The 24,950-nt window shown below is 69.6% G+C and carries 20 protein-coding genes and 1 tRNA gene; 20 read left to right on the top strand and 1 reads right to left on the bottom strand.

Annotated features, from left to right (window positions below; genetic code table 11):
• Nucleotides 1-3 precede the first annotated feature (3 nt).
• The 15 genes from HNP48_RS12840 (at nucleotide 4) to HNP48_RS12770 (ending at nucleotide 18,273) form a co-directional block, all read left to right on the top strand.
• A complete protein-coding gene (locus tag HNP48_RS12840) occupies nucleotides 4-735 on the top strand; it encodes a DsbC family protein (protein ID WP_184857390.1) in 732 nt (243 codons plus the stop codon).
• A gap of 98 nt (nucleotides 736-833) precedes the next feature.
• Entirely contained in the window at nucleotides 834-2,621 is a 1,788-nt protein-coding gene (locus HNP48_RS12835) for a M61 family metallopeptidase (protein ID WP_184857388.1), read from the top strand.
• A 74-nt stretch (nucleotides 2,622-2,695) separates the two neighbouring features.
• Entirely contained in the window at nucleotides 2,696-3,475 is a 780-nt protein-coding gene (locus tag HNP48_RS12830) for an enoyl-CoA hydratase (RefSeq protein WP_184857386.1), read from the top strand.
• A 26-nt stretch (nucleotides 3,476-3,501) separates the two neighbouring features.
• Nucleotides 3,502-3,578 (top strand) — tRNA-Met (locus HNP48_RS12825).
• Nucleotides 3,579-3,744: 166 nt separating this feature from the next.
• Complete coding sequence (locus HNP48_RS12820; RefSeq protein ID WP_184857384.1) at nucleotides 3,745-4,179, top strand: hypothetical protein; 435 nt, start codon at nucleotides 3,745-3,747, stop codon at nucleotides 4,177-4,179.
• A gap of 110 nt (nucleotides 4,180-4,289) precedes the next feature.
• On the top strand, nucleotides 4,290-5,630 hold the full coding sequence (miaB, locus tag HNP48_RS12815) for a tRNA (N6-isopentenyl adenosine(37)-C2)-methylthiotransferase MiaB (protein ID WP_184857382.1): 1,341 nt from the start codon (nucleotides 4,290-4,292) through the stop codon (nucleotides 5,628-5,630).
• Nucleotides 5,631-5,646: 16 nt separating this feature from the next.
• Nucleotides 5,647-7,107: a HAMP domain-containing sensor histidine kinase gene (locus tag HNP48_RS12810; RefSeq protein WP_184857380.1), complete on the top strand. Its 1,461-nt coding sequence runs from the start codon at nucleotides 5,647-5,649 to the stop codon at nucleotides 7,105-7,107.
• Nucleotides 7,097-7,741 (top strand): hypothetical protein, encoded by a 645-nt coding sequence (locus tag HNP48_RS12805; protein WP_184857377.1) that lies wholly within the window; start codon nucleotides 7,097-7,099, stop codon nucleotides 7,739-7,741. The genes HNP48_RS12810 and HNP48_RS12805 overlap by 11 nt, the downstream gene beginning before the upstream one ends.
• Before the next feature lie 2 nt (nucleotides 7,742-7,743).
• Nucleotides 7,744-9,180 carry a sigma 54-interacting transcriptional regulator gene (locus HNP48_RS12800; RefSeq protein WP_184857375.1) on the top strand — a complete coding sequence of 479 codons (1,437 nt, stop codon included), beginning with the start codon at nucleotides 7,744-7,746 and terminating at the stop codon, nucleotides 9,178-9,180.
• 182 nt (nucleotides 9,181-9,362) lie between these two features.
• Nucleotides 9,363-10,934, top strand: a complete 1,572-nt coding sequence (locus HNP48_RS12795; RefSeq protein WP_221480188.1) for a glucan biosynthesis protein G — start codon at nucleotides 9,363-9,365, stop codon at nucleotides 10,932-10,934.
• On the top strand, nucleotides 10,907-12,952 hold the full coding sequence (gene mdoH, locus HNP48_RS12790) for a glucans biosynthesis glucosyltransferase MdoH (RefSeq protein ID WP_260420216.1): 2,046 nt from the start codon (nucleotides 10,907-10,909) through the stop codon (nucleotides 12,950-12,952). Before HNP48_RS12795 ends, mdoH begins: the two co-directional genes overlap by 28 nt.
• 251 nt (nucleotides 12,953-13,203) lie before the next feature.
• Nucleotides 13,204-14,055: a C13 family peptidase gene (locus tag HNP48_RS12785; RefSeq protein WP_184857373.1), complete on the top strand. Its 852-nt coding sequence runs from the start codon at nucleotides 13,204-13,206 to the stop codon at nucleotides 14,053-14,055.
• Nucleotides 14,056-14,120: 65 nt separating this feature from the next.
• A complete protein-coding gene (locus HNP48_RS12780; protein ID WP_184857371.1) occupies nucleotides 14,121-16,451 on the top strand; it encodes a hypothetical protein in 2,331 nt (776 codons plus the stop codon).
• Complete coding sequence (locus HNP48_RS12775) at nucleotides 16,451-17,575, top strand: hypothetical protein (protein ID WP_184857369.1); 1,125 nt, start codon at nucleotides 16,451-16,453, stop codon at nucleotides 17,573-17,575. Before HNP48_RS12780 ends, HNP48_RS12775 begins: the two co-directional genes overlap by 1 nt.
• A complete protein-coding gene (locus HNP48_RS12770) occupies nucleotides 17,572-18,273 on the top strand; it encodes a DUF1266 domain-containing protein (protein ID WP_184857367.1) in 702 nt (233 codons plus the stop codon). The genes HNP48_RS12775 and HNP48_RS12770 overlap by 4 nt, the downstream gene beginning before the upstream one ends.
• A gap of 49 nt (nucleotides 18,274-18,322) precedes the next feature.
• Here HNP48_RS12770 and ffh read toward each other — a convergent pair whose 3' ends face one another.
• Nucleotides 18,323-19,702 carry a signal recognition particle protein gene (ffh, locus tag HNP48_RS12765; RefSeq protein ID WP_184857365.1) on the bottom strand — a complete coding sequence of 460 codons (1,380 nt, stop codon included), beginning with the start codon at nucleotides 19,700-19,702 and terminating at the stop codon, nucleotides 18,323-18,325.
• Nucleotides 19,703-19,788: 86 nt separating this feature from the next.
• On the opposite strand from ffh, the gene HNP48_RS12760 reads away from it, so the two are divergent.
• The 5 genes from HNP48_RS12760 to ampD are packed head-to-tail and all read left to right on the top strand — an operon-like array spanning nucleotide 19,789 to nucleotide 24,717.
• Nucleotides 19,789-20,586 (top strand): inner membrane protein YpjD, encoded by a 798-nt coding sequence (locus tag HNP48_RS12760; protein WP_184857363.1) that lies wholly within the window; start codon nucleotides 19,789-19,791, stop codon nucleotides 20,584-20,586.
• A complete protein-coding gene (locus HNP48_RS12755) occupies nucleotides 20,583-20,810 on the top strand; it encodes a PP0621 family protein (RefSeq protein ID WP_184857361.1) in 228 nt (75 codons plus the stop codon). Before HNP48_RS12760 ends, HNP48_RS12755 begins: the two co-directional genes overlap by 4 nt.
• 4 nt (nucleotides 20,811-20,814) lie before the next feature.
• Nucleotides 20,815-22,521: a PAS domain-containing sensor histidine kinase gene (locus HNP48_RS12750; RefSeq protein ID WP_184857876.1), complete on the top strand. Its 1,707-nt coding sequence runs from the start codon at nucleotides 20,815-20,817 to the stop codon at nucleotides 22,519-22,521.
• A 17-nt stretch (nucleotides 22,522-22,538) separates the two neighbouring features.
• Nucleotides 22,539-24,098 carry a sigma-54 dependent transcriptional regulator gene (locus HNP48_RS12745; RefSeq protein ID WP_184857359.1) on the top strand — a complete coding sequence of 520 codons (1,560 nt, stop codon included), beginning with the start codon at nucleotides 22,539-22,541 and terminating at the stop codon, nucleotides 24,096-24,098.
• Complete coding sequence (ampD, locus tag HNP48_RS12740) at nucleotides 24,082-24,717, top strand: 1,6-anhydro-N-acetylmuramyl-L-alanine amidase AmpD (RefSeq protein ID WP_184857357.1); 636 nt, start codon at nucleotides 24,082-24,084, stop codon at nucleotides 24,715-24,717. The genes HNP48_RS12745 and ampD overlap by 17 nt, the downstream gene beginning before the upstream one ends.
• Nucleotides 24,718-24,950: the final 233 nt, after the last annotated feature.

The following is a 24,950-nucleotide window of genomic DNA, read 5'->3' as shown; positions in this document are numbered from 1 at the left end:
ACCATGAAACTGATTCCCACCCTGCTCGCAGGCGCTGCCCTGGGCCTGCTGGCCCTGTCGGCCACGGCCCAGGAAGCGGCCATCCGCAAGACCCTGGCCGAGCGCATTCCGCAGATGAAGCAGATCGACGAGGTCAGCCCCACGGCCATGCAGGGGCTGTACGAGGTGCGCATCGGCACCGACGTGTTCTACACCGATGCCAAGGGCAACTACCTGATCCAGGGCGAGCTGATCGACACCAAGGCGCGCCGCAACCTGACCGAAGACCGCATCGCCAAGATCACGGCGGTGGACTTCTCGGCCCTGCCGATCAAGGACGCCTTCACCATCGTGCGCGGCGACGGCAAGCGCAAGGTGGCCGTGTTCGAAGACCCCAACTGCGGCTACTGCAAGCGCTTCGAGCGCGACATGCAGAAGGTGGACAACGTGACGGTCTACCTGTTCCTCTACCCCATCCTGAGCCCCGACTCGGCCGAGAAGTCGCGCAACATCTGGTGCGCCAAGGACAAGGTCGCCGCCTGGCAGGACATGATGGTGCGCGACAAGAACCCCGCATCCGCCAGCTGCGACACCACCGCGCTGCAGCGCAACCTGGCCTTTGGCAAGAAGCACAAGATCACCGGCACGCCCACCCTGATCTTTGCCGACGGCATCCGCGTGCCCGGGGCCATCGGCGCCCAGGACGTGGAAAAGCGCCTGGCCGAAGCCGCTGCAGAAACCCCCACGACCAACTGACCGCGCCCCGCGGGACGCACCGGGCCACCGCGCCCGGCGCTCCCCCCGATTTCGAACCGCGCGGGTCAGGCCCCGCGCCACGCAAAGCACCACCGCCCATGGCCACCCAGCGCACCGACGACACGTCCCACGCCCCTGTCCACTACCGCATCGAGCCGGCCGATCTCCATGCCCGCCTGTTCTCGGTCACCCTCACGGTGGCGGCCCCCGCCGAGCAGCAGGAGCTGTCGCTGCCGGTGTGGATCCCCGGCAGCTACCTGGTGCGCGAGTTCGCGAAGAACCTGCAGCAGCTGCAGGCCCGCCAGGGCCGGCGCACGGTGCCCCTGGTGCAATTGGAGAAAAACCGCTGGCAGGCGGACTGCCGCCCGGGCCAGCCCCTGGTGCTGAGCTACCAGGTCTGCGCCTACGACAACTCGGTGCGCACCGCCTGGCTGAACGCAGCGCGCGGCTTCTTCAATGGCACCAGCCTGTGCCTGCGCGTGCATGGCCAGGAGGACGGCGAGCACACGCTGGAGGTGGCCAGCACGGCCGCCACGGCGCACTGGTCGGTCGCCACGGGGCTCAGCGCCCGCGCGATCGACAAGGCGGGCTTCGGCACCTACACCGCAGCGCACTACGACGAGCTGGTGGACTGCCCGGTGGAGATGGGCACCTTCTGGAGCGGCCGTTTCACGGCCGGCGGGGTGGCCCACCGCTTCGTGGTGGCGGGCGCCGCACCTTCGTTCGACGGCAAGCGCCTGCTGGCCGACACGCAGAAGATCTGCGAGACGGCCATGGCCTTCTGGCATGGCGACAAGGGCAAGGCGCCGTTCAAGAGCTACCTGTTCATGCTCAACGCCGTGGGCGACAGCTATGGCGGGCTGGAGCACATCAACTCCACCGCGCTGATCTGCGGCCGGCGCGACCTGCCGCGCCAGGGCGAGGCCCGCGCCAGCGACGGCTACACCACGCTGCTGGGCCTGATCAGCCACGAGTACTTCCATACCTGGAACGTCAAGCGCCTGCGCCCGGCCGAGCTGGCCCGCTACGACTACGGCCAGGAGAACTACACCGAGCTGCTGTGGTTCTTCGAGGGCTTCACGAGCTACTACGACGACCTGCTGCTGCGCCGCGCGGGCCTGATCGACGACGCCACCTACCTGCGGCTGATCACCAAGACCATCAACCAGGTGCTGCAGACCCCGGGCCGCCAGGTGCAGACCGTGGCACAGGCCAGCTTCGATGCCTGGGTCAAGTACTACCGGCAGGACGAGAACACCCCCAATTCCACCGTGAGCTACTACACCAAGGGCTCGCTGGTGGGCCTGTGCCTGGACCTGGCGCTGCGCCACGAAGGCAAGACCACGCTGGACGAGGTGATGCGCGCGCTGTGGAAGCGCTGCGCAGGCGGCCCCATGGCCGAGGCCGACCTGCGCGAGGTGCTCCGGGAGTTGGCGCACCGCGCCTTCGACCCGGAGATCGATGCCTGGGTGCACAGCACGGACGAGCTCCCGCTGGCCGAGCTGCTGGCCGCCCATGGCGTGCTGCTCAAGGCCGAGCGCCCGCAACTGGCACAGCGCCTGGGCCTGCGCGTGGCGGAGAACCACAGCGTGCAGGTGAAGACCGTGCTGCGCGGCGGTGCGGCCGAGAAGGCCGGGATCGCCGCGGGCGATGAATGGCTGGGGCTGCTGGTCGACGGACAGGGCTGGCGTATCCAGAAGCTCGACGATGTGGCCTTCTACGCGGGCACGGCGCACAAGCTGGTGGCCGTGGTGGCACGCGATGGCCGGCTGCTGCAGTTGCCGCTGGTATTGCCGGCCGACACGGCCGAGCGCAAGTCCACCCCACCCGACACCATCAGCCTGGCGGTGACCAACAGCGGCGCCGTGGGCCGCTGGCTGGGCTGAGCCCTTGCCGGCGCACCGGAGCGCGCTTGGGTATAGTCCCCCACCGAGACAAACACCCGAGGAGATTGGATCCCATGGCCTACGAAACCATTGAAGTGCGCACCGAAGCCGAGAAGGTCGGCATCGTCACGCTCAACCGCCCCAAGCAGCTCAACGCGCTCAACGACCAGTTGATGAACGAGCTGGGCGAGGCCCTCAAGGCCTTCGACGCGGACGAGAAGATCGGCTGCATCATCGTGACCGGCAGCGAACGCGCCTTTGCCGCGGGCGCCGACATCGGCGCCATGGCCAAGTACAGCTTTGCCGACACCTACAAGGGCGACTACATCACACGCAACTGGGAGACCATCCGCGCCATCCGCAAGCCCGTGATCGCCGCCGTGAGCGGCTTCGCGCTGGGCGGCGGCTGCGAGCTGGCGATGATGTGCGACTTCATCATCGCGGCCGACAACGCCAAGTTCGGCCAGCCCGAGATCAAGCTCGGCGTGATCCCCGGCGCCGGCGGCACGCAGCGCCTGCCGCGCGCGGTGGGCAAGTCCAAGGCCATGGACATGGCCCTCACCGGCCGCATGATGGATGCCACCGAGGCCGAGCGCGCCGGCCTGGTGAGCCGCGTCGTGCCCTACGACAAGCTGGCCGAAGAAGCCCTGGGCGCGGCCCTCATCATCGCGGGCTTCTCGCAGATCGCCGTAATGGCCGCCAAGGAGTCGGTCAACCGCGCCTTCGAGGGCAGCCTGTCGGACGGCGTGATGTTCGAACGCCGCCTGTTCCACGCGCTGTTCTCCACCCAGGACCAGAAGGAAGGCATGGACGCTTTTGTGAACAAGCGCGCCGCGAACTTTACACACCAATAATTTTTGTTCTATAATCTCAGTCTTGCGGTGGTATAGCTCAGTTGGTTAGAGCGCAGCATTCATAATGCTGATGTCGGTGGTTCAAGTCCACCTACCACCACCAAATCTGAAAACCCGTAACGCCCCGGCGTTGCGGGTTTTTTCTTTGCGCGCGCGTTGTTTCGGCGCACGCTGTGCCCGGTAAGACCTTGTTTCCCAAGGCCTTTGCCCCTGCACCGGCCGGTAAAATCGACCTCCCCACCTTGGCCCACAGCCTCTGGATACACACCATGAACCGCTGCACCCCCGCCCTGATCTCCCAGGCCCGCAAAGCCCTGTCCCTGAGCGGCCTGGCCGTCGCGCTGCTGTGCGCCGCCCTCCCGGCCCAGGCCCAGCAGGTGCCCGGCGGCATGGGCGAAATGCGCAATTTCCCCGACGCCTCGCTGCGCGGCAACCTGACCGTGCTGGCCGGCTCGCAGGCCACGCTCAACGGCAACCCCATCCGCATGGCGCCCGGCATGCGCCTGTTCACGCCACAGAACACGCTGGTCATGCTGCACACGGTGCAGGGCCAGACCTTCAAGGTCAACTACCTGGTCGAGAACAGCACGGGCATGCTGCTGTCCGCCTGGATCCTGACCGAAGGCGAAGCCGCCCAGCCACGCAAGGGCTCGGGCGAGATCCACTTCAACTTCCGCACCGAGTCGGACCCGGTCAAGAAGTAAGCCGCCCGGCCCGGGCCGGCCCCTGCAGGTCGCCCGGCGCCCCGCCCTGCCCCCCAGCGGCCGCCCCACGCGCGCCGCCGCATCCCCATTCGGACACGAGATTGACTGCCATGGCCAAAAAAGTCTTCATCAAAACCTTCGGCTGCCAGATGAACGAGTACGACTCGGACAAGATGGCCGACGTGCTCAACGCCGCCCAGGGCTACGAGCCCACCGAGAACGCGGAAGAAGCCGACCTGATCCTGTTCAACACCTGCTCGGTGCGCGAGAAGGCGCAGGAGAAGGTGTTCAGCGACCTGGGCCGCTTCAAGCACCTGAAGGCGCGCGGCGTGAAGATCGGCGTAGGCGGCTGCGTGGCCAGCCAGGAAGGCGCCGAGATCATCAAGCGCGCGCCCTATGTGGACGTGGTCTTCGGCCCTCAGACCCTGCACCGCCTGCCCGAGCTGTTGAACCAGCGCGAGCGCCTGGACCGCCCGCAGGTGGACATCAGCTTCCCCGAGATCGAGAAGTTCGACCACCTGCCCCCGGCGCGCGTCGAGGGCGCCAGCGCCTTTGTCTCCATCATGGAAGGCTGCAGCAAGTACTGCAGCTACTGCGTGGTGCCCTACACGCGTGGCGAGGAGGTCAGCCGCCCCTTCGACGACGTGCTGGTGGAAGTGGCAGGCCTGGCCGACCAGGGCGTCAAGGAAATCACCCTGCTGGGCCAGAACGTGAACGCCTACCTGGGCAAGATGGGCGGCACCGCCGAGATCGCCGACTTCGCGCTGCTGCTCGAATACGTGGCCGAGATCCCCGGCATCGAGCGCATCCGCTACACCACCAGCCACCCCAACGAGTTCACGCCGCGCCTGATCGCGGCCTACGCCAGCATCCCCAAGCTGGCCAACCACCTGCACCTGCCGGTGCAGCATGGCAGCGACCGCATCCTGATGGCCATGAAGCGCGGCTACACGGCCATGGAGTACAAGAGCACGGTGCGCAAGCTGCGCGCCATCCGCCCCGACCTGGCCATGAGCAGCGACTTCATCGTGGGCTTCCCCGGCGAGACGGAGGACGATTTCAACAAGATGATGAAGCTGATCGACGACATCCACTTCGACAACAGCTTCAGCTTCATCTTCAGCCCGCGCCCCGGCACGCCTGCAGCCGGCCTGCACGACGACACGCCGCACGACGTGAAGCTGCGCCGCCTGCAGCACCTGCAGGCGGTGATCAACGCCAACATCAAGTCCATCAGCGAGAGCCGCGTGGGCACGGTGCAGCGCATCCTGGTGGAAGGCGCCTCCAAGCGCGATGCCACCGAACTCATGGGCCGCACCGAGTGCAACCGCGTGGTCAACTTCGTGGGCCAGCCGCGCCTGGTGGGCCAGATGGTGGACGTGACCATCACCGAGGCCAAGGCCTACACCCTGCGCGGCGAAGTCGTGGTGAACGAGACGGCCACGGCCTGATCCTGCGACAGCCTCGATGGCGGACACCCGCACGCCCCCCGCAGCCGACCCCGGCAGGAACCGGCTGCACGGGCTGTCGTTCCAGCAACTGCTGCTGCTGGCCTTTCTGCTGATCGCGGGCCTGCTGGGCGCCAGTTCGCTCGGCGCGCTGTACTCGCTGGAACAGCTCATGGTGCAAAGCCGCGAGGGCGCGGTGCAGGCCACACGCCTGAGCGCCGCCGCCCAGGCCCTGGGCCAGCGCGGCCAGACCATGGAGCGCACGGCGCGCCAGTCGCTGGTGCTGGGCGATGCGCAATTGCGCAAGGGCTTCGACGACATCGCGCGCGAGGCCCAGCAGACCCTGCAGCAGCTGCAGGACGGCGGGCTGCCCGCCAGGCATGTAGCGCAGTGGCGCGCCCACCTGGCCACGGTGCAGTCGCTGGTGGCGGCGCCGGCCGCGGTGTCGCTGGAGAACGAACGCGCCGTGGCCGAGGAGTTCGTCGCGCTGGACACGCTGAACAATGCCATCGTGCAGGCCGTGCAGGAACTCAACGCCGAGCGCAACAGCGCCCTGCAGGCCAAGGTGGACGCGAGCCGCCGCGACGTGACCCACCAGGTGGTGGGCGTGATCGTGCTGGCGCTGGTGCTGGCCCTGTCCTTCGGCATCTGGCTGGCGCGCCCGTTCAAGCGGCTCGAAGGCGCGATCCGCCTGCTGGGCGAGAACGACCTGGAGCAGCCCATCCAGATCAGCGGCCCGGCCGACGTGCGCCGCGTGGGCCTGCAGCTCGAATGGCTGCGCCTGCGCCTCTTGGAGCTCGACTCGGACAAGGCGCGCTTCCTGCGCCATGTCTCGCACGAGCTCAAGACCCCGCTGGCCTCGATGCGCGAGGGCGTGGCCCTGCTGCAGGACGGCGTGACCGGCGAGCTCAACCCCGGCCAGCAGGAAGTCGCGCAGATCCTGCACCACAACACCCTGGTGCTGCAAAACGAGATCGAGGCGCTGCTGCGCTTCAATGCAGCGGCCTTCGAGGCGCGGCAACTGCACCGGCGCGACACCGACCTGCTGGCGCTGCTGGAGGCCGAGGTCGAGTCCCAGCGCCTGCAGTGGCAGGCCCGCGGCCTGCGCGTGCGGGTGGAAGGCTCACCCGTGTCGCTGGACCTCGATGGCGACAAGATCGCCTCGGCCATCGGCAACCTGCTGTCCAACGCCATCCGCTTCTCGCCCAAGCAGGGCACGGTGCGCCTGGCCGTGTCGCGCGTGCCGGGGCGGGTGCGCATCGACGCCATCGACCAGGGCCCGGGCGTGGCCCCGGCCGACCGGCCCCATGTCTTCGAGCCCTTCTACCGTGGTGCCCGCCAACCCGAGGATGCCGTGCGCGGCACCGGGGTGGGCCTGTCCATCGTCCAGGAATACATCAGCGCCCACGGGGGCCGGGTGGAACTGGTGGAAGATGGCGACCATTCCTTCTTTCGCATCGAACTGCCCCATGCCTCCTAGCCCGTCCCTCCGCCGCGCCAGACGGTTCCCGATCGGCACGCTGGTGCTGGCACCGGCCGCGCTGCTGGCCGGCTGCACCAGCCCTGCGCCGCCGCGCTCGCCGCCCGCGCCCGTGGCCGTGGTGGTGCCGGCGCCTCTGCCCGTGCCACCGCCGGCCGAGCCCACGCCCCTGCCCGCCGCGCCGGCCATGCCGCCCGCGCCCGAGGTATCCCAGGTGGCGCTGACGCTGGCCTATGCCGACCGCGTGCAGCGCATGGCGCCCGCCGAACTCACGCGCGAGATCGCGCGCCTGGGCGAGGCCGAGGACACCCTGGCCGCCAGCCCGCTGAACCTGGCGCTGGCGCTGGCGCAGACGCGCCAGCCGGTGGACACCGCGCGCGCCCTGGCCCTGGTGCAGCGCCTGCTGGGCCACAACGATGCGGCCACCCAGCCCCTGCACCCCCTGGCACGCCTGCTGGAAGGGCGCCTGCTGCAGCAACGCCGGCTGGAGGAGCAGCTCGAGCGCCAGGCCCAGCAGCTGCGCGAGGCCCAGCGCCGCACCGACCAGCTCAACGAGCGCCTGGAGGCCGTGCGCGCCATCGAGCGCAGCATGACCGCGCGCCCTGCCGCCCCGGCCGCCAGCGAGGCGCGCTGACCATGCCGGCATCGAACAAGCCTTCTTCCGGCGCTGCGGCCACGGCGCAGCAGCGCATCCTGGTGGTCGATGACGATGCCGACATGCTGCGCCTGCTCTCGCTGCGCCTGAAGGGCGCGGGCTACGAGGTGATCGCTGTGGGCTCGGCCGAGGCCGCGCTGGCCCAGCTCGACATGGCGCGGCCACAGCTGGTGCTCAGCGACGTGCGCCTGCCCGGCAAGGATGGGCTGGCCCTGTTCGACGAGGTGCGCGAGCGCCACCCCTCGCTGCCGGTGATTCTGCTGACCGCGCACGGCACCATCCCCGACGCGGTGGAGGCCACCTCGCGCGGCGTGTTCACCTACCTGACCAAGCCCTACGACGGCAAGGACCTGCTCGAAAAGATCGGCCAGGCCCTGGCACTGAGCGCCCCGGTGGCCGCCCAGGCCCATGCCAACGAGGCCTGGCGTGCCGAGATCGTGAGCCGCTCCAACCGCATGACCGAGCTGCTGGCCGAGGCCTACATGGTGGCCCAGTCCGATGCCAGCGTGCTGCTGCTGGGCGACAGCGGCGCCGGCAAGGAGCTGCTGGCCCAGGCCATCCACCGCGCCAGCCCGCGCGCGGCCAAGCCCTTCGTGGCGGTCAACTGCGGCGCCATCCCCGAGGCGCTGCTCGAATCCGAACTGTTCGGCCACGTCAAGGGCGCCTTCACCGACGCGACCAGCAACCACAAGGGCCTGTTCCAGGCCGCCGAGGGCGGCACCCTGCTGCTCGACGAGATCGGCGACATGCCGCCGGCGCTGCAGGTCAAGCTCCTGCGCGTGCTGCAGGAGCGGGCCGTGCGGCCCGTGGGGTCGAGCCAGTCCACGCCCATCAACGTGCGCATCATCTCGGCCACGCACCGCGACCTGGAGGCCGCCATGGCCGCCGCCCAGTTCCGCGAGGACCTGTACTACCGCCTCAACGTGGTGACGCTGGCCCTGCCTCCGCTGGCCGAGCGGCGCGAGGACATTCCCCTGCTGGCCAACCACTTCCTGGACCGGCTGGCACGCAAGTACGACAAGCGCCTGTCGGGCTTTGCCCCCGAGGCGCTCAAGGCGCTGACCACGGCGGCCTGGCCCGGCAATGTGCGCCAGCTGTTCAACGTGGTGGAGCAGGTGTGCGCGCTGTCCACCACGCCGCTGGTGCCGCTGACCCTGGTGCAGCGCGCGCTGCGCATTCCCTCGGCCCAGGTGCTGAGCTTTGCCGACGCGCGCCAGCGCTTCGAGCGCGAGTACCTGGTGGGCCTGCTCAAGATGACCGATGGCAACGTGGCCGATGCGGCGCGCCTGGCGCAGCGCAACCGCACCGAGTTCTACCGCCTGCTGCAAAAGCATGCGCTGACCCCCGGGCATTTCAAGAGCGATGCGGGCCCCGACGAGGGTGCCGGCGACGACGTCGCCGATGAGCGACAGGAATAAGTCCTTGATTTCAAAGGGATTGGCGGCCACCGGCCCGGCCCTTGTCGCCATCCGGCGACAAAAACAGCGGTTTTCGGGCCATTTTGCTGCACTGCACATCTGCTTACAGGCCAGGGCCGCCCTAAGTCGTTGATACCGCAGGATTTTTTCGTGCTGGCACAGGGTTTGCCCTAGGTGCTGGCATGGATGCTGTCTTTCCTTCTTTTTCTCGCACGCTGCGCCGCCGTGCAGCGGCCGCCGTGGCGCTGTCGGCCTGGCTGGTGGCGGGCCTGGCGCAGGCACAGGCCTTCGATTTCGAAAGCCTGACCCGCCTGGCGCGCGAACGCGCCGACAAGCCCTTCACCCCCGCCAGCGACAAGCTGCCCGCCGACCTGGCCCGGCTCGACTACGACCAGGTGCGCGACATCCGCTACCAACCCGAGCGCGCGCTGTGGCGTGCCGAGAAACTGCCCTTTGAGGCCATGTTCTTCCACCTGGGCCTGTACCAGACCCAGCCCGTGCGCCTGCACGAGGTCACGCCCACCGGCACGCGCGACATTGCCTACAGCCGCACCGACTTCGACTATGGCAAGAACACCGTGCAGCCCCAGGCCTGGGGCGACCTGGGCTTTGCCGGCTTTCGCCTGCACAACCACCTGAACTCGGCCGACTACAAGGACGAGCTGGCCGTGTTCCAGGGCGCGAGCTACTTCCGCGCGCTCGGTGCGGGCCAGCAGTACGGCCTGTCGGCGCGTGGCCTGGCCATCGACACGGTGGGCGGCAGCGGCGGTGAGGAGTTCCCGCGCTTCACCGACTTCTGGCTGGTGCGTCCCGAGGCCGGCAGCACGCAGGCCACGGTGTTTGCGCTGCTCGATTCGCCCCGCGCCACGGGCGCCTACCGCTTCGACATCCGCCCCGGCGCGCAGACCGTGACCACGGTGCGCGCCCGGGTCTTCGTGCGCGGCAACGCGCCGCAGGCCATCGGCACGCTGGGCGTGGCGCCGCTGACCAGCATGTTCTTCTTCGGCGAGAACCAGCCGCGCAAGCAGGACTTCCGCCCCGAGGTGCACGACTCCGACGGCCTGATGGTCGCCACGGGCGAGGGCGAGTGGCTGTGGCGCCCGCTGCAGAACCCCGGCAGCACCTTGGTGACCTCGTTCACGACCACCAACCCCAAGGGCTTCGGCCTGATGCAGCGCGACCGCCAGTGGGCCAGCTACGAGGACGTGGAGGCGCGCTATGAGCGCCGCCCCAGCGCCTGGGTGCGCCCGCTGCACGACTGGGGCCCGGGCCGCGTGGAGCTGGTGCAGAACAACACCCCCGACGAAACGCACGACAACATCGTCGCCTACTGGGTGCCGGCCAAGCTGCCTGCGCCCGGCACCCCGCTGGAGTTTGCGTACGAGCTGGCCTGGCAAGGCGACGCGCAGCAGCGCCCGCCGGGCAGCTGGGTCACCCAATCGCGCCGCGGCACGGGCTTTACCAAGCAAAGCGCGCAGGAGCTGCGCCAGCAGGTGCAGTACGTGGTCGATTTCAACGGCCCGGCCCTCGCGGCCCTGCCGGCCGACGCCGCCGTGAAGGCCGTGGTCACGGCCGATGCCAACGGCAAGGTTCTCGAAAACGCGGCCTACCGCAACCCTGCCAACGGGCAGTGGCGCATGACCGTGCGCGTGCAGCGCCAGCAGAGCGATCGCCCGATCGAGCTGCGCGCCTTCCTTCAACACGACAACCACGCTGTGAGCGAAACATGGACGCACATCATTCTTCCCGAGTAAGCCTGCCGGAGGCTGCCGCCTCCCAAGACAACGGCGCCGTCGTGGTGGCGCTGCATGGCGAGCACCGCAGCCAGCGCAGCGCGCTGCGCGAGGAGCGGCACCCGAACTCCGTGACGGCGCCGCCGCTGAACCGCGGCTCCATGCCGCCCCTGCCCTGGCGCGGCTTCTGGAACAGCATCGGCACCGCCCTGCTGTCGCGCCTCACGGGCCGTGGCGGCCAGGGCCCGGCAGCGCCCGCGCAGGCAGAGGCCTGGCAAGGCGCGGCCCAGCGCCGCCGCTGGACCTTCGCGCTGCTGACGGTGCTCTCCACCACCCTGGCCACCACCCTCTTCGCCGGCGTGCAACCCGACTACGACAACGCCTGGCTGGGTTATGGCCAGATGGCATTGTTCGCCCTGCTATCGGCCTGGGTGGTCACCGGCTTCATGACCGGCATGATGGGCTTTTGGGTCATGGTGCGCGGCGACCGCCATGCGCTGTCGGCAAAAAGCGTGGCCTCGCACACGCTGGCACCCGATGCGCGCACCGCCATCATCATGCCGATCTGCAACGAGGACGTGGCCACCGTGTTCGCCGGCCTGCGTGCCACCTGCGAGTCGGTCGCGGCCACGGGCCACGGTGCCACCTTCGACGTGTTCGTGCTGTCCGACAGCTACGACCCCGCCATTGCCAAGGCCGAACGCGCCGCCTGGGAAGACCTGCGCAGCGCGCTGGCCGAGCATGCCCAGCAGCCCCAGGTGCAGGTGTACTACCGCCTGCGCACGCGCCGCAGCCACCGCAAGGCCGGCAACGTGGCCGACTTCTGCCGCCGCTGGGGCAAGGACTACCGCTACATGGTAGTGCTCGACGCCGACAGCGTGATGAGCGGCGACTGCATCGTTTCCATGGCCAAGCTGATGGAGGCCCACCCCAGCGCCGGCATCATCCAGACCGCGACGCAGGCCATCGGCCACGTCACGCTGCACGCCCGCGCGCAGCAGTTCGCCTCGCGCGTCACGGGCCGATTGTTCACCCTGGGCATGCAGTACTGGCAGCTGGGCGAGTCGCACTACTGGGGCCACAACGCCATCATCCGCATGGAGCCGTTCATGCAGCACTGCGCGCTGGCGCCCATTCCGGGCCAGGGCGGCATGTCGGGCGGCATCCTGTCGCACGACTTCGTCGAGGCCGCGCTGATGCGCCGCGCCGGCTACCACGTGTGGCTGGTGTCCGACCTGATCGGCAGCTACGAGCAGCAGCCGCCAGACCTGCTGGCCGAGCTGCAGCGCGACCGCCGCTGGTGCCAGGGCAACCTGCAGAACGCGCGCCTGGTGGCCGAGCCCGGCATCCATGCCGTGCACCGCTCGATGTTCGTGACCGGCGCCATGGCCTACCTGTCGGCGCCACTGTGGCTGGCCTTCCTGACGCTGGGCACGGCGCTGTGGCTGTCGGGCGCGCCCGTGGTGGCCAACTGGCACATCCTGCCCGCCGAGCTGCTGGGCCTGTGGGCCTGGACGGTGTCCATGCTGTTCCTGCCGCGCATCCTGGGCGTGACCGCCGTGTTCATGCGCCGCGAACAGGCGCAGTACGGCGGCGGCTGGAGCCTGGTCAAGAGCGCCATGGCCGAAAGCGTGCTGGCCATCCTGCAGGCCCCCGTGCGCATGCTGGCCCATTCGCTGTTCGTGCTGCTGGCCATCACCGGCCTGGAGCTGCAGTGGAAGTCGCCCCCGCGCGAAGCCAACGCCGTGCCCTGGGGCCAGGCCACGCGCCAGCTCGCCCCCATGACGGCCGTGATCGCCCTGCTCGCCCTGGGCGTGGCCTTCGTCGACGGCAGCGCGCTGCTGTGGCTCATGCCCGTGGGCCTGCCACTGGCGCTGGCGATTCCGCTGGCCGTGCTGACCAGCCAGATCGACCTGGGCCGTGCCCTGCGCGCGCAGCGCCTGCTGCTGATCCCCGAGGAGGCCTGGTCGCCCCCGGTGCTGCGCCGCGCCTGGCTGCATGCCAGCCGGCTGGCGCGCCCGGCACTGCGGGCCGCATGAGCAAAGTGTGACAAATGCCACAAAACACGAAGCCGGTGCATGCACCGGCTTTTTCTTGAGCGCTACACATTCGATAGCAATCGAGTATTGACCACCTTGAATGACAACGACACCAGTGCCTGGGCCACTCACCCAAACAGGCGCTGGACAGGCCACGGTACTCCCTTACGATACGCACGCTTCGGAGCCCGCCCGCGCGCAGCGGGCCGGTTTCTCCCGATTGTTGTTGCCTTCCTGTGGACCTGCCTTCGATGCATTCTTCCCTCGCTCCCAGCGCCGCCCGGCGGCGCTTCTTCCACGCCAGTGCCCTGGCACTGGCCCTCGTGGCCGCTGGCTGCGCCGCCCCCCCGGCGCCGGTGGCCGAAGCACCAGCCCCGGAACCCCAGGCCGCCCCCGCACCCCCACCGCCGGCCGAACCGCCGGGCCGCATCATCTTTGCCGGCTTTGCCATGCATTCGCAGGCCAAGGCCTTCCGCAACGACGTGGTGCTGGCCGAGAAGCTGGTCAGCGAGATCGACCCGAACGCGCTGATGCTCAAGCTGGCCAACCCGGCCAAGGACCAGAGCGCCGACTGGCCGCAGGCCACGGCCGAGAACTTCGCCCTCGTGATGGCCAAGACGGCCGAGGTGGCGCGTCCGCGCGACCGCGTGCTGCTGTTCATCTCCACCCACGCCAACCCCGGCCTGCTCAGCGTCAACGCCGGCGGCAAGAACCTGCAGCCCATCACGCCCAAGATCTTGAGCGATGCCCTGGCCCCCCTGGGCAAGGTGCCCACCCTGGTGGTGCTGTCGGCCTGCTACAGCGGCGCCTTCATCGAACCGCTGAAGGCCCCGAACCGCGTGGTGCTGACCGCAACCGATGTGCGCGGCACCTCGTTCAAGTGCCAGTACACCGGCAACCACACGCCGTTTGCCGAAGCCCTGTTCGGCCAGGCCGACGCCGAGAAGCTGTCCATCACCGACTGGATGGGCGAAGCCCAGAAATCCATCGCTGCGCAGGAAAAGCGCCGCAAGCTGCCGGCCTCCAAGCCCCTGGCCTTTGTGGGTGACGAAGCCAAGGCCTGGGCCGGCCAGCCGCTCAAGGACTGGCTGCAGGCGCCATAAGCGCTCGCAGACTTTCGTGCCGGGCACCCCCCGGCGTTTCCCTCCTTTCCTTTTCCGCCCACACCATGCTGACTGCCACCGCCCCCACCCTGCACACCGCCCCGCTGTCCGGCCCCTTGCTCGACGCCTACCTGGACGAAGCAGAGGCCTTGTTCGAGGCCCCCGATGACGAGGGTGAGGAGGACGGCGCCAACGGGCAGGCAGAGGGCGAGGAAAACACCCATGCCCGGCGCATGCAGGCCCTGACCGACATGCTGGGCCTGCAGCCCCTGCAGCCCGGCTCGCTGGAGGTGCTGCACCGTGTGCATGACCTGTGGATGCGCGCCGGCCAGCCGGCCCAGGCCCTGCAGGCCATCGACACCCATGCCGCGGCCATGCTGGAGGCGCTGCCGGCCGCCGAGCGCCATGACGCGCAGGTAGACATCGGCTTCGCGCGCACCCAGGCCTTGCGCGCCCTGCCCGACCAGGTGGCGCTGCTGCACCAGGCACTCGATGGCATGGCGCGCCTGCTGGCCCAGCCGCCGCTGGACCATCAGTCCGACCGGGCCTGGGAACACCTGTCGGGCCAGGCCGAACGCAGCAAGGACTATGGCGTGTGGCGCCGCTGCGCCCAGGCCCGCTATGCGCTGCAGGTGGTGCAGCCCGGGCGCTCGGCCTACCGCGCCTGGGACGAGGCGGTGCTGGCCACGCGCCTGGCCGAGGTGGCCGCCGCCGAGGGCGATGGCGCCCAGGCTCAGCAGTTGGTGCAGCAGGCCATGGACCAGCTGCGCAATGCCGCGCCGGAGCAGGACGTGGACCACGAGGACTGGCTGAAGCTGGGCGAGCAGTTCGTGGCCCTGCACCCCGCCAGCATCGACACCATCGTGCAGCAGATCCCCGCGCGCATGCCGGCCGACCTGTCCCGCCCGCTGCAACGCGACGTTTCCGTGCGCCGCGCCCGGCTGCAGGCCAGGGCACTGCAGCGCCAGGGCCAGCTCGACGCGGCACTGTCAAAGGCCAAGCAGGGCCGTTTCGGCCTGACCAATGACCAGGAAGACGACTTCAGCATCTTCGTGCTCGACCTCTTGATCGAGGCCGGCCACATGGACGAAGCCGCGCAGCTGGCCTTCGAAAGCGCCAGCAGCAAGCGCCCAGGTTCGATGCGCCATGCCTGCACGGTCGCCCTCGCGCAAATGAAGGCCCACCTGGCCCGGGGCGCCACCGCCCACCCCTTCTGGCACCTGGCGCTGGCCAGCGCCGCCATGGACGACGCCGGCTGGGTGGAGGACCCGGAGGACCCCGAGGCCTTCATCGACCACCACCTGGCCCAGGCGCGCCTGGCCCTGCCGGAACACCCGGTGCTGGCTTGTCTGGACGGCCTGCGCCTGTTCGCGGGCGGCGAGCATGCGCGCGCCCTGCCGCTGCTGGAGACGGCGGTGCGCGAGCCCGCCATGGCCGCGCCCGACCTGCTGCAGGCGCTGTGGGTCAGCCGGGTCAAGGTGCATGGCGTCGCCAAGGCCCTGCAGCAGCCGTTTGCGGCCTCGCCCGCGGCCGGCTGGTGCTACAACATCGGCGTGTGGCTGGACTTCAACCTCCAGCAGGCCTGCGGCGCCAGCGATGACGAGGACTGGCCCGAGCAGGACATCGACACCCTCAAGGCCCGCTACTACGAGGCGGCGGTGGTGCATTTCGAGGCCTTCTTCGCCACCGGCGAAGGCTGGTTCCGCGATGGCGACGTGCATGTCTACTCCATGCTGTGCAACAACCTGGCCATCTACTACCGCTGGAACCTCAAGGACTACGACAAAGCCATTGCGCTGCACCACAAGGGCCTGGAGACCAGCCCCTTCGCCGAGCACCACAACGGCCTCGTGTCCTGCTACTCGGCCTCGGAGCGCAAGGCCGAGCTGATCGCCGCGGCCGACACCCTGTGGCACTACTCGCTGGACTACGGCTACAGCCGCCACGATCCCACGGGCTACTTCAAGACCGTGTGCCGCGCACTCTACGATCTGGACCGCGACAACGAAATCGACATCTGGCTGCAGCGCCTGGACGAATGGTGGAATGGCCTGGACCGCGATGACCAGGCCGAGAACGAAGACGACTACCTCGGCGCCCTGCTGGTCATGCTGCGCAGCCTGGCCTGGTCGCAGCCCGCCGATGCGCTGGCCCGGCTGGAGCGCGTGATGCCGCGCGTGCGGGCCAATGCACTGCCCGGTATCCGCCGCGTGGCCGGCAATGTGTACGAGAACACCAAGCACTTCGACCAGGCCATGGCGCTCTACCAGGAATCGCTCAAGATGGTGCGCCCGGACGACGAGAGCGACGCCGAGCAGGCCGGCTATGCGCGCGACGACATCGCCAGCTGCAAGAAGGCCATGGGCGCCGGCAAGCCCTGGTGGAAATTCTGGTAATGGCCCTTGCCGCCGCCGCACGCGGCACCTACGGCGCGCGCGACGTGGTGAATGCGCCCGCGATCCGCAGCGCCATCGGCCGGCGCTCCAGCGCGCGCGGTGATCCGGAGGAGGTGCGCGCCTGGCTGCTCAACCACTTCTACCGGCATGTGGTGGGCAACCTGCAGGCGCCGGCACCGGTGCTGCAGGCCGTCACGCAGCGCGAGCAGGCGCAGGCCCTGCTCCAGCCGGCCCCCGTGCCGCCCTGGGCACTGGCCCGGCTGGGCGAGGCACCCGCGCGCCATGCATCCGTGCCGGAGATTCCCCTGTGGTGGATCGACCCCGAGGCCGATGCGGTGCTGGCGCTGGAGGCCCGGCTGGTGGAATTTCTGCTGTCGCGCGAAGGCACCTCGTTGCAGGGCAAGCTGCAGCGCGTGACCGCGCCGCAGGCCCTGGCTTTGTGGCAAGAAGAGCATGCTGCCTACGAGGCCAAGGCTGCGGCCGGCTGGCGCGAGCACCTGCCCGAGGCCGTGGCGCTGGCCTGGCAGGGCGAGCAGGGGCATTTCATCGAGTTCCGCCCCGACAGCGAGCACCTGCGTGCCGAAATGGCCTATGAAAGCCAGATGATGCGCCACTGCCTGGGCCAGTTCGCAAACCGGCGCAGCCTGGCCGGCGGCTACGGCGAGCACTATGCCAAGGCCTGCGAGGAAGGGCGCCTGCGCCTGTTTTCCTACCGCACGGCCAGCCAGGTGCCGCACATCACCATCAGCGCCCATGTGCGCGAGGACGGCCGCCTGGCCATCGACCAGATCAAGGGCAAGCAGAACCGCCCGCCCGTCGAGCGCTACCAGGGCGAGGTGCTGGCGCTGCTCAACCAGTTGCCGACCTGCGAGGAGGCGCCCGCCGATGCGCTGCAGATGGGCATCGTGCGCACGGCGCAGGGCTGGTGCACCGTGCGCGACGTGGTACAGGAGGAGGACCAGGTGCGCCTGGTCCAGGCCCGTCCCGCCCTGGTGCGCGAGCTGCCCGCGCCCTCACCGCTGGTGCAGTGGCTGGTGGCGGCACGCGACCCGGCCTTGCTGCAGGGCCTGCCGCTGGCGGCTTCCGTGGCAACCGCACTGGACACGGGGGGCGGCACGCGATGATCGCCTGGCTGGTCTTCGCACTGGTGTTCTGCCTGCTGGCCTGGCTGGCCTGGCGGCTGCTGCTGTGGGTGCTGGGCCCCTTCCTGCGCTGGTACGGGCGCCCGCGCCTGCGCCGCCAGTATGTGCTGGACGCGCACTGGAGCTGGGCCCTGGCCCTGGCCGACCCCATGGCCTTCGGCCGCATCAAGGGCGGCTTTGCCGATGCGCGCATGCCCCTGCTGACCGAGTCGCTGCAGCAATCGCTGCGCCCGGCCCTGCTGCACCTGCTGGGCCTGCGCAGCGACATGGACGAAGCCCGGCTCCGGGCCACCCTGCCCGCGCAACTGCGCGAACGCTGGTTCCGCATGGGCCTGGATGCCCTGCGCCCCGACGATGCCCCGCGCGATGCCATGGCCCTGGCCTGCGCCCGCGTGGCCTTCGCCACGCGCACCGCGGCGCTGCTGGGCTGGCTGGACGAGGCCACGCAGTGGCAGATCCTGCACCACAACGCGCAGCGCGCCGCCGACTGCTTTCACAGCTGGGAGGACTTCGGTTGCGCCTATGCACGCGGCCGCCGCCAGTGGGTGGCCCACTCGCGCGCCGACAGCCTGGGCGTGGCCTTCACCGAAGAAGAGGTGGCGCAATGGGTGGCCAACCGCGACCACCCCTGGCACTGGCTGCCCTGGCCGCTGCCGCCACCGCCCATGAAAAAACCCTGAAGAGCGCAGCCGGCGCTCGTTCAGGGCTGTGGGTGATCAAAGGTCTGGGTCAGAACGGCATCTTGGGCATGCCGCCGCCGCCCAGGCCCTTCATGCCCCCCATCTTCTTCATCATCTTCATCAGGCCGCCGCCCTTCATCTTTTTCATCATCTCCTGCATCTGCTCGAATTCCTTGAGCAGGCGGTTGACCTCCTGGACCTGCACGCCGGCACCGCCTGCGATGCGCTTCTTGCGCGTGGCCTTGATGAGTTCGGGCTTGCGGCGCTCCAGCGGGGTCATGCTCTGGATGATGCCTTCCTTGCGCTTGATGTCCTTCTCGGCCTTGTCCATGTCCACGGCGCCGGCCTTGGCGGTGAACTGGGCGGGCAGCTTGTCCATGAGGCTGGACAGCCCGCCCATCTGCTTCATCTGCTGCAGCTGGGAGAGGAAGTCGTTGAGGTCGAAACCGTCGCCGCTCTTGACCTTGGCAGCGAGCTTCTGCGCGGCCTCGATGTCGACACCGGCCGTGACCTGCTCCACCAGGGCCACGATGTCGCCCATGCCCAGGATGCGGCCCGCATGGCGCTCGGCGTCGAAGACCTCCAGGCCGTCGATCTTCTCGGACACGCCAGCGAACTTGATCGGTGCGCCGGTGATCTGGCGCACGGACAGGGCCGCACCGCCGCGCGAGTCACCGTCGAGCTTGGTCAGCACGATGCCGGTGAGCGGCAGGGCCTCCTTGAAGGCTTTGGCCGTGTTGATCGCGTCCTGGCCCTGCATGGCATCGACCACGAACAGGGTTTCGACCGGGTTCACGGCGGCGTGCAGTTCCTTGATTTCCTGCATCAGGGCTTCGTCGATGGCCAGGCGGCCGGCGGTGTCGACCAGCAGCACGTCGAAGTAGTGCTTCCTGGCGTAGTCGAGCGCGCCGCGCGCGATGTCCAGCGGCTTCTGCTCGGGCGTGCTCGGGAACCATTCGGCGCCGGCCTGCTTCGTCACGGTCTTGAGCTGCTCGATGGCAGCGGGGCGGTAGACGTCGCCCGAGACGGTAAGCACCTTCTTCTTGCGCTTCTCGATCAGGTGCTTGGCCAGCTTGGCCGTGGTGGTGGTCTTGCCCGCGCCCTGCAGGCCGGCCATCAGGATCACGGCGGGCGGCTGGGCGGCCAGGTTGATGTCGGAGACGCCCTCGCCCATGGTGGCAGCGAGCTCGCGGTTGACAATGGAGACCAGGGTCTGGCCCGGCTTGAGCGAGCCCAGCACCTCCTGGCCCAGGGCCTTTTCCTTGACGCGGGCGATGAAATCCCGCACCACGGGCAGGGCCACGTCGGCTTCGAGCAGGGCCATGCGCACCTCGCGCAGCATGTCCTGCACGTTGGATTCGGTGATGCGGGCCTGGCCGCGCATCTCCTTGACGAGGCGCGTGAGTTTGTCGGTAAGGGCGGAGGCCATAGGAATTGTTCCGGTGTTGCGCGCGGGCAAGCCGCGTGCGCGCCAGGGCACTGGCGATAAGGCGAAAGGCTACTAAACTCTAAGCCATGATTTTACCCAGTGCGTCTCCCCTGGGCTGGCTGCTTGCGCTTGCCGCAGCGGCGGCCTATGCCATGCCCGCGGCCGCGGCTTCGCGCCTGGGGGCGGCGGGCATGCGCAACGCCCTGCTGGCGGCATGGTTGCTGCACGGCGCCACGCTGGTGCTGGGGCTGTGGAACGAAGCACCGCGCTTCGGCTTTGCGCCGGCCCTGTCGATGACGGCCTGGCTGGTGCTCACGGTCTACGCGGTCGAAAAGCAGCTGTTTCCCCAGATGCAGGCACGCTGGGTGCTGGCGGTGCTGGGTGCGGTGGCCATCGTGCTGGCCCTGCTGTTCCCGGGCCAGCCGCTGCATGTCTCGGCCTCGGCCTGGCTGCCCTTGCACCTGGCGCTGGGCATTGCCTGCTATGGCCTGTTTGGCGCTGCGGTGGTCCACGCCTGGCTCATGACGCGGGCCGAGCGCCACATCCGCCTGGCGGAGGATCCGCACAGCGGCATTCCGCTGCTCACGCTGGAGCGCCTGACCTTCCGCTTCGTGACGGCCGGCTTCGTGCTGCTCACGGCCACGCTGCTGGCCGGCTGGCTGTTTGGCGATGCCCTGTACGGCCGCGCCTGGCGCTGGGACCACAAGGCGATCTTCTCGCTGATGGCCTGGATCACCTTTGCCGCGCTGCTGCTGGGCCGGGCCCGCTTCGGCTGGCGCGGGCGCACCGCCGTGGGCGTGCTCTATGCCGGGGCCGGCCTGCTGCTGCTGGCCTATGTGGGCTCGCGCTTCGTGCTCGAGGTCATCCTGGGCCGCAGCGCATGAAGTACCTCGTTCTGCTGGTGGTGCTGGTGGTGGCCATCGGCATCTGGCGCAGCAACCGCGCCGCCCCCGGGCAAGCCCGGCCCGGCAAGGCCCGCACGCCCGCGCTGCCCCAGGACATGGTGGCCTGCGAACACTGCGGCGTGCACGTGCCGCGTGCCGAGGCGCTGGTCCAGGGGGACCACGCCTACTGCAGCCTGGAGCACCAACGCCTTGGCAAGCCCTGAAGCGATCCCGGCGGACGGCCCGCCCGCAAGCAACCTGCCCGTGACCGTGGAGGCGCCCTTTCTGCGCCTGTGGAAGGGCTTTCTGACCGCCCGGGTGATGGTCGCCATCGCCCTGGTGCTGCTGCAGACCCTGGGGCAGGCGGTCAACCAGGCCCTGGACCCGGCCACGCTGGCGGTCACGGTGGCCTACCTGGTCGCCACCGTGCTGATGCGCATCCTGGCGCGCCACCGGCCTCCGCCGCCGGGCACGGGCGTGCACTGGCTGCCCTCCATCGGCGTCGACCTGGCGGTGGTCTGCACCCTGCAGCTGCTGCACTCGGGCGCCCTGAACTACACCCCGCTGTTCGGCCTGCCGATCCTGATGGCCGCCGTGCTGGGCACGCTCACCCTGGCACTGGGCACGACGGCGGGGGTGACCCTGATGCTGCTGGGGCTGGCCTGGCTGGGCTCGCGCTCCGGGGTCGACGACCCGCAGCGCTATCTGCAAAGCGCCCTCACCGGCACGGGCTATTTCATCGTCTCCTACCTGGTGCACCAGCTCGCCACGCGCCTGGCACGCGAGCAGGAAGTGGCGCAGCAAAGCCGCATGGCAGCGCGGGTGCAGACCCAGGTGAGCGCCCTGGTGATCCAGAACCTCACGGACGGCGTGCTGGTGGTGGACGAAAACGACACCGTGCGCAACGCCAACCCCGCCGCCCTGCAGCTGCTGGGCCAGCCACCGTTGCCGCCCCTGCCCTTTTCGCTGACGCACGCCGCAGCCTGGGACCCCCTGGTGAAGCTGGCACGCCGCACCTTCCGCCAGGAGCAGCCCCAGACTGCCGACGCGGACCTGCTGCACCCCGGCGAGAGCCCGACCGGGCTGCATGTGCGCACCTGGCTGACCTCTTCGCGCACCCTGGCCCGCGAGGCCGGCAGCGAGCGGCTGTGCGTGATGTTCCTGCACGACCTGCGCGAGATGCAGGCGCGCCTGCGCACCGAGAAGCTGGCGGCCATGGGCCGCATGTCGGCCGCCGTCGCGCACGAGATCCGCAACCCCCTGGCGGCCATCGTGCAGGCCAACGCGCTGCTGGAGGAAGACCTCACGGACCCCGGCCACAAGCGCCTGGCGCACATGGTGCAGCAGAACGCGGACCGCCTGGCGCGCATTGCCGAAGAGGTGCTGGACATCGCCCGCGTGCAGCACCAGATCAGCCATTCGCCCGCCTCCACCCTGCAACTGGACCAGGCCGTGGCCCAGGTCTGGAGCGACTGGCAGGGCCAGGACCCGGCCGCACGGCGCGGCCTGGTGGCCCTGGGGGCGGGCGATGCGCATGTGGAGTTCGACCCCGAGCACCTGCGCCGCGTGCTCGTGAACCTGCTGGACAATGCCCTGCGCTACATGGGCCCCGAGCTCGACTCGCTGTGCATCACCACGCGCACCAGCATCACCGGCCAGATCAGCCTGCAGGTCTGGAGCGATGGCGCACCCATGGACAAGTCCGTGGAACGCCACCTGTTCGAGCCTTTCTTTTCGTCCGAGAGCCGCTCCAGCGGCCTGGGCCTGTACCTCTGCCGCGAGCTGTGCCAGCGCCACGGAGCCTCCATCGGCTACCAGCGGGTCGTGCGCCTGACCCAGCGTGGCGACACGGGCGGCAATGCCTTTACAGTCGGCTTTCGGCGCACCACCCGCCCCTCCGAGCCCAGCTCCCTGTTCGACACCATCGTGGTCTGAAAGCCTCCTCCTCGCCCATGAACGCCCCTGCTGCCTCCATTCTTGTCGTGGACGACGAGCCCGATCTGCGCACGCTCTACGAACTCACGCTGCTGCGCGAAGGCTACCGCGTGGAGACGGCCGCCAGCGTGCAGGAGGCGCGCGAGCAGCTCAAGGCCCACCGCTTCGACGCCGTGATCACCGACATGCGCCTGCCCGATGGCTTTGGCATGGAGCTGCTGCAGGACCTGCGCGAGCAGCAGCGCAAGGAGCGCTGCGTGGTCATGACGGCCTATGGCTCGGCCGAGAACGCCGTGGAGGCGTTGCGCTCCGGTGCCTTCGACTACCTGACCAAGCCGGTGGACCTGAAGCAGTTCCGCTCGGTGGTGGCCTCGGCCATCCAGGGCACGGGCGGCGTGCCCGCGCCCCGGGCATCGCGCACGCCGGGCGGCCGCGCGGGTGCGGCGGTCGATGCCCAGGCCTCTTCGTCGGCGCTGGACAGGCTGGTCGGCGAGTCGGCCGCCATGCGCAATGTCAAGCAGCGCGTGGCCAAGGTGGCGCGCGGCATGGCACCGGTGCTGATCCACGGCGAGTCGGGCACCGGCAAGGAACTGGTCGCCCAGGCCCTGCACGCCAGCAGCCAGCGCGCCGACGGCCCCTGGGTGGCGGTGAATTGCGGCGCCATTCCCGAGAACCTGCTCGAGGCCGAATTCTTCGGTGCCCGCAAGGGCTCCTACACCGGTGCCACGCAGGACCGCGATGGCTACTTCCAGGCGGCACGCGGCGGCACCCTGTTCCTCGACGAGATCGGCGACCTGCCGCTGGCCATGCAATCGAAGCTGCTGCGCGCCATCCAGGAGCGCAGCGTGCGCGCCCTGGGCTCCACGCAGGAGGAGACCGTGGACGTGCGCATCGTGAGCGCCACCCACCGCGACCTCGCGGCCGACGTGCAGTCCGGCCGCTTCCGCCAGGACCTGTACTACCGCCTCAACGTGATCGAGGTCGTGATCCCACCCCTGCGCGAGCGGCGCGAGGATCTGCCCGCGCTGTGCCGGGCACTGCTGGCGCGCATCGCGCAGGAATCGGGCATGCCCGTGCCGGCCCTCACCGAGCACGCCATGCAGGCGATTGCCGCCCACCCGCTCAGCGGCAATGTGCGCGAACTCGAAAACCTGCTGCACCGGGCCGTGGCCCTGAGCGAGGGCGATGAGCTGCACGTGGACGGCATGCCCCACGGTTCGGGCCCGGCGGCCGCAGGCCAAGCCACCGCCGACAGCCCGCAACCCATGCCGCTGGCCGACAGCACCGGCTTCACCCCCCCGGCGGTGCCGGGCCCCCGGGATGCCGATGCAGCCCCGGCCCACGCCGCCCCCGGCCTGGCCATGCCCGGTGCCGTCACGCCCCTGCCCAGCGACCTGCAGGCCTGGCTGGACCAGCAGGAGCGCGACATCCTGGTGCGCGCGCTGCGCGAGGCGGGTTTCAACCGCACGGCCACGGCCGCGCGGCTGGGCATCAGCCTGCGCCAGATCCGCTACCGCATCGCGCGCCTGAACATCGCCGTGCCCAACGACCAGGACGCCCATGACGACGCTGGCTGACGGGGCCGATGCCGGTGGCTCCGCATGGGAGCAGGGCTGGCACCGCTCGGCCGTGCGCCACCCTTCGCCCAACTTCGGGCCGCGCCCACCCGCGGCGCAGATCGACCTGATCGTGGTGCACTCCATCAGCCTGCCCCCGGGTGAGTACGGGGGGCCGGCCGTGCACCAGCTGTTCACCAACACCCTCGACTGGGATGCACACCCCTACTACCAGGGCATCCGCGGCCTCACGGTGTCGGCGCACTTCTTCATCGACCGCACCGGGCGTCTCTGGCAGTTCGTGGATTGCGACCAGCGCGCCTGGCATGCCGGGCCCTCGGCCTACCGGGGCCGGGCCCAATGCAACGACGACTCCATCGGCATCGAACTCGAAGGCCTGGAGGGCGAACGCTTCGAGCCCGCCCAGTACGCCACCCTGGCCTGGCTGTGCCGGGACATTGCGCTGCGCTACCCGATCGCCCACCTGGCGGGCCACGAGCACATCGCTCCGGGGCGCAAGCACGACCCGGGCGCAGGCTTCGACTGGCCTGGCGTGCAGCAGGCACTGGGCTGGCCCATGGCGCGCTTTCCCGAAGCCACCTGGGCCGCACCCCGCGAGAACGGCCAGGGCGACAAATAGCTAGACAGATAGAGGGACAGGCACAGCGCTGCAGGCAGTCCCATGCGGGGGCCGCAACCGTGTTGCGCCCAGCACTGCAACGGCCTGTCAAGGCAAATATTTTTTGTGCAGATGCACATGCGGGCCACTCCAGAGCGCATGCGGCCTGCCGCGCAAAACCCTGCCGCATCGCGCGCCGCTGCGTGGTTTGCACCCCCATCGCCGTGGTGTGCCATGCGTTCGCGGCGGGTCCA

Source organism: Acidovorax soli (assembly GCF_014207955.1).
GTDB classification, from domain to species: Bacteria; Pseudomonadota; Gammaproteobacteria; order Burkholderiales; family Burkholderiaceae_C; genus Acidovorax; species Acidovorax soli_A.
The sequence above is the reverse complement of the archived record's forward strand: the minus strand, read 5'-3'. Positions and strand labels throughout refer to the sequence as shown.

Coding starts and splice junctions, on each gene's coding strand:
- HNP48_RS12810 (WP_184857380.1), top strand. CDS start 5,647: ATGGCGGACACCCGCACGCCCCCCGCAGCCGACCCCGGCAGGAACCGG.
- HNP48_RS12775 (WP_184857369.1), top strand. CDS start 16,451: ATGGCCCTTGCCGCCGCCGCACGCGGCACCTACGGCGCGCGCGACGTG.
- HNP48_RS12820 (WP_184857384.1), top strand. CDS start 3,745: ATGAACCGCTGCACCCCCGCCCTGATCTCCCAGGCCCGCAAAGCCCTG.
- ffh (WP_184857365.1), bottom strand. CDS start 19,702: ATGGCCTCCGCCCTTACCGACAAACTCACGCGCCTCGTCAAGGAGATG.
- HNP48_RS12835 (WP_184857388.1), top strand. CDS start 834: ATGGCCACCCAGCGCACCGACGACACGTCCCACGCCCCTGTCCACTAC.
- HNP48_RS12800 (WP_184857375.1), top strand. CDS start 7,744: ATGCCGGCATCGAACAAGCCTTCTTCCGGCGCTGCGGCCACGGCGCAG.
- HNP48_RS12745 (WP_184857359.1), top strand. CDS start 22,539: ATGAACGCCCCTGCTGCCTCCATTCTTGTCGTGGACGACGAGCCCGAT.
- HNP48_RS12785 (WP_184857373.1), top strand. CDS start 13,204: ATGCATTCTTCCCTCGCTCCCAGCGCCGCCCGGCGGCGCTTCTTCCAC.
- HNP48_RS12795 (WP_221480188.1), top strand. CDS start 9,363: ATGGATGCTGTCTTTCCTTCTTTTTCTCGCACGCTGCGCCGCCGTGCA.
- ampD (WP_184857357.1), top strand. CDS start 24,082: ATGACGACGCTGGCTGACGGGGCCGATGCCGGTGGCTCCGCATGGGAG.
- HNP48_RS12770 (WP_184857367.1), top strand. CDS start 17,572: ATGATCGCCTGGCTGGTCTTCGCACTGGTGTTCTGCCTGCTGGCCTGG.
- mdoH (WP_260420216.1), top strand. CDS start 10,907: ATGGACGCACATCATTCTTCCCGAGTAAGCCTGCCGGAGGCTGCCGCC.
- miaB (WP_184857382.1), top strand. CDS start 4,290: ATGGCCAAAAAAGTCTTCATCAAAACCTTCGGCTGCCAGATGAACGAG.
- HNP48_RS12805 (WP_184857377.1), top strand. CDS start 7,097: ATGCCTCCTAGCCCGTCCCTCCGCCGCGCCAGACGGTTCCCGATCGGC.
- HNP48_RS12840 (WP_184857390.1), top strand. CDS start 4: ATGAAACTGATTCCCACCCTGCTCGCAGGCGCTGCCCTGGGCCTGCTG.
- HNP48_RS12780 (WP_184857371.1), top strand. CDS start 14,121: ATGCTGACTGCCACCGCCCCCACCCTGCACACCGCCCCGCTGTCCGGC.
- HNP48_RS12755 (WP_184857361.1), top strand. CDS start 20,583: ATGAAGTACCTCGTTCTGCTGGTGGTGCTGGTGGTGGCCATCGGCATC.
- HNP48_RS12830 (WP_184857386.1), top strand. CDS start 2,696: ATGGCCTACGAAACCATTGAAGTGCGCACCGAAGCCGAGAAGGTCGGC.
- HNP48_RS12760 (WP_184857363.1), top strand. CDS start 19,789: ATGATTTTACCCAGTGCGTCTCCCCTGGGCTGGCTGCTTGCGCTTGCC.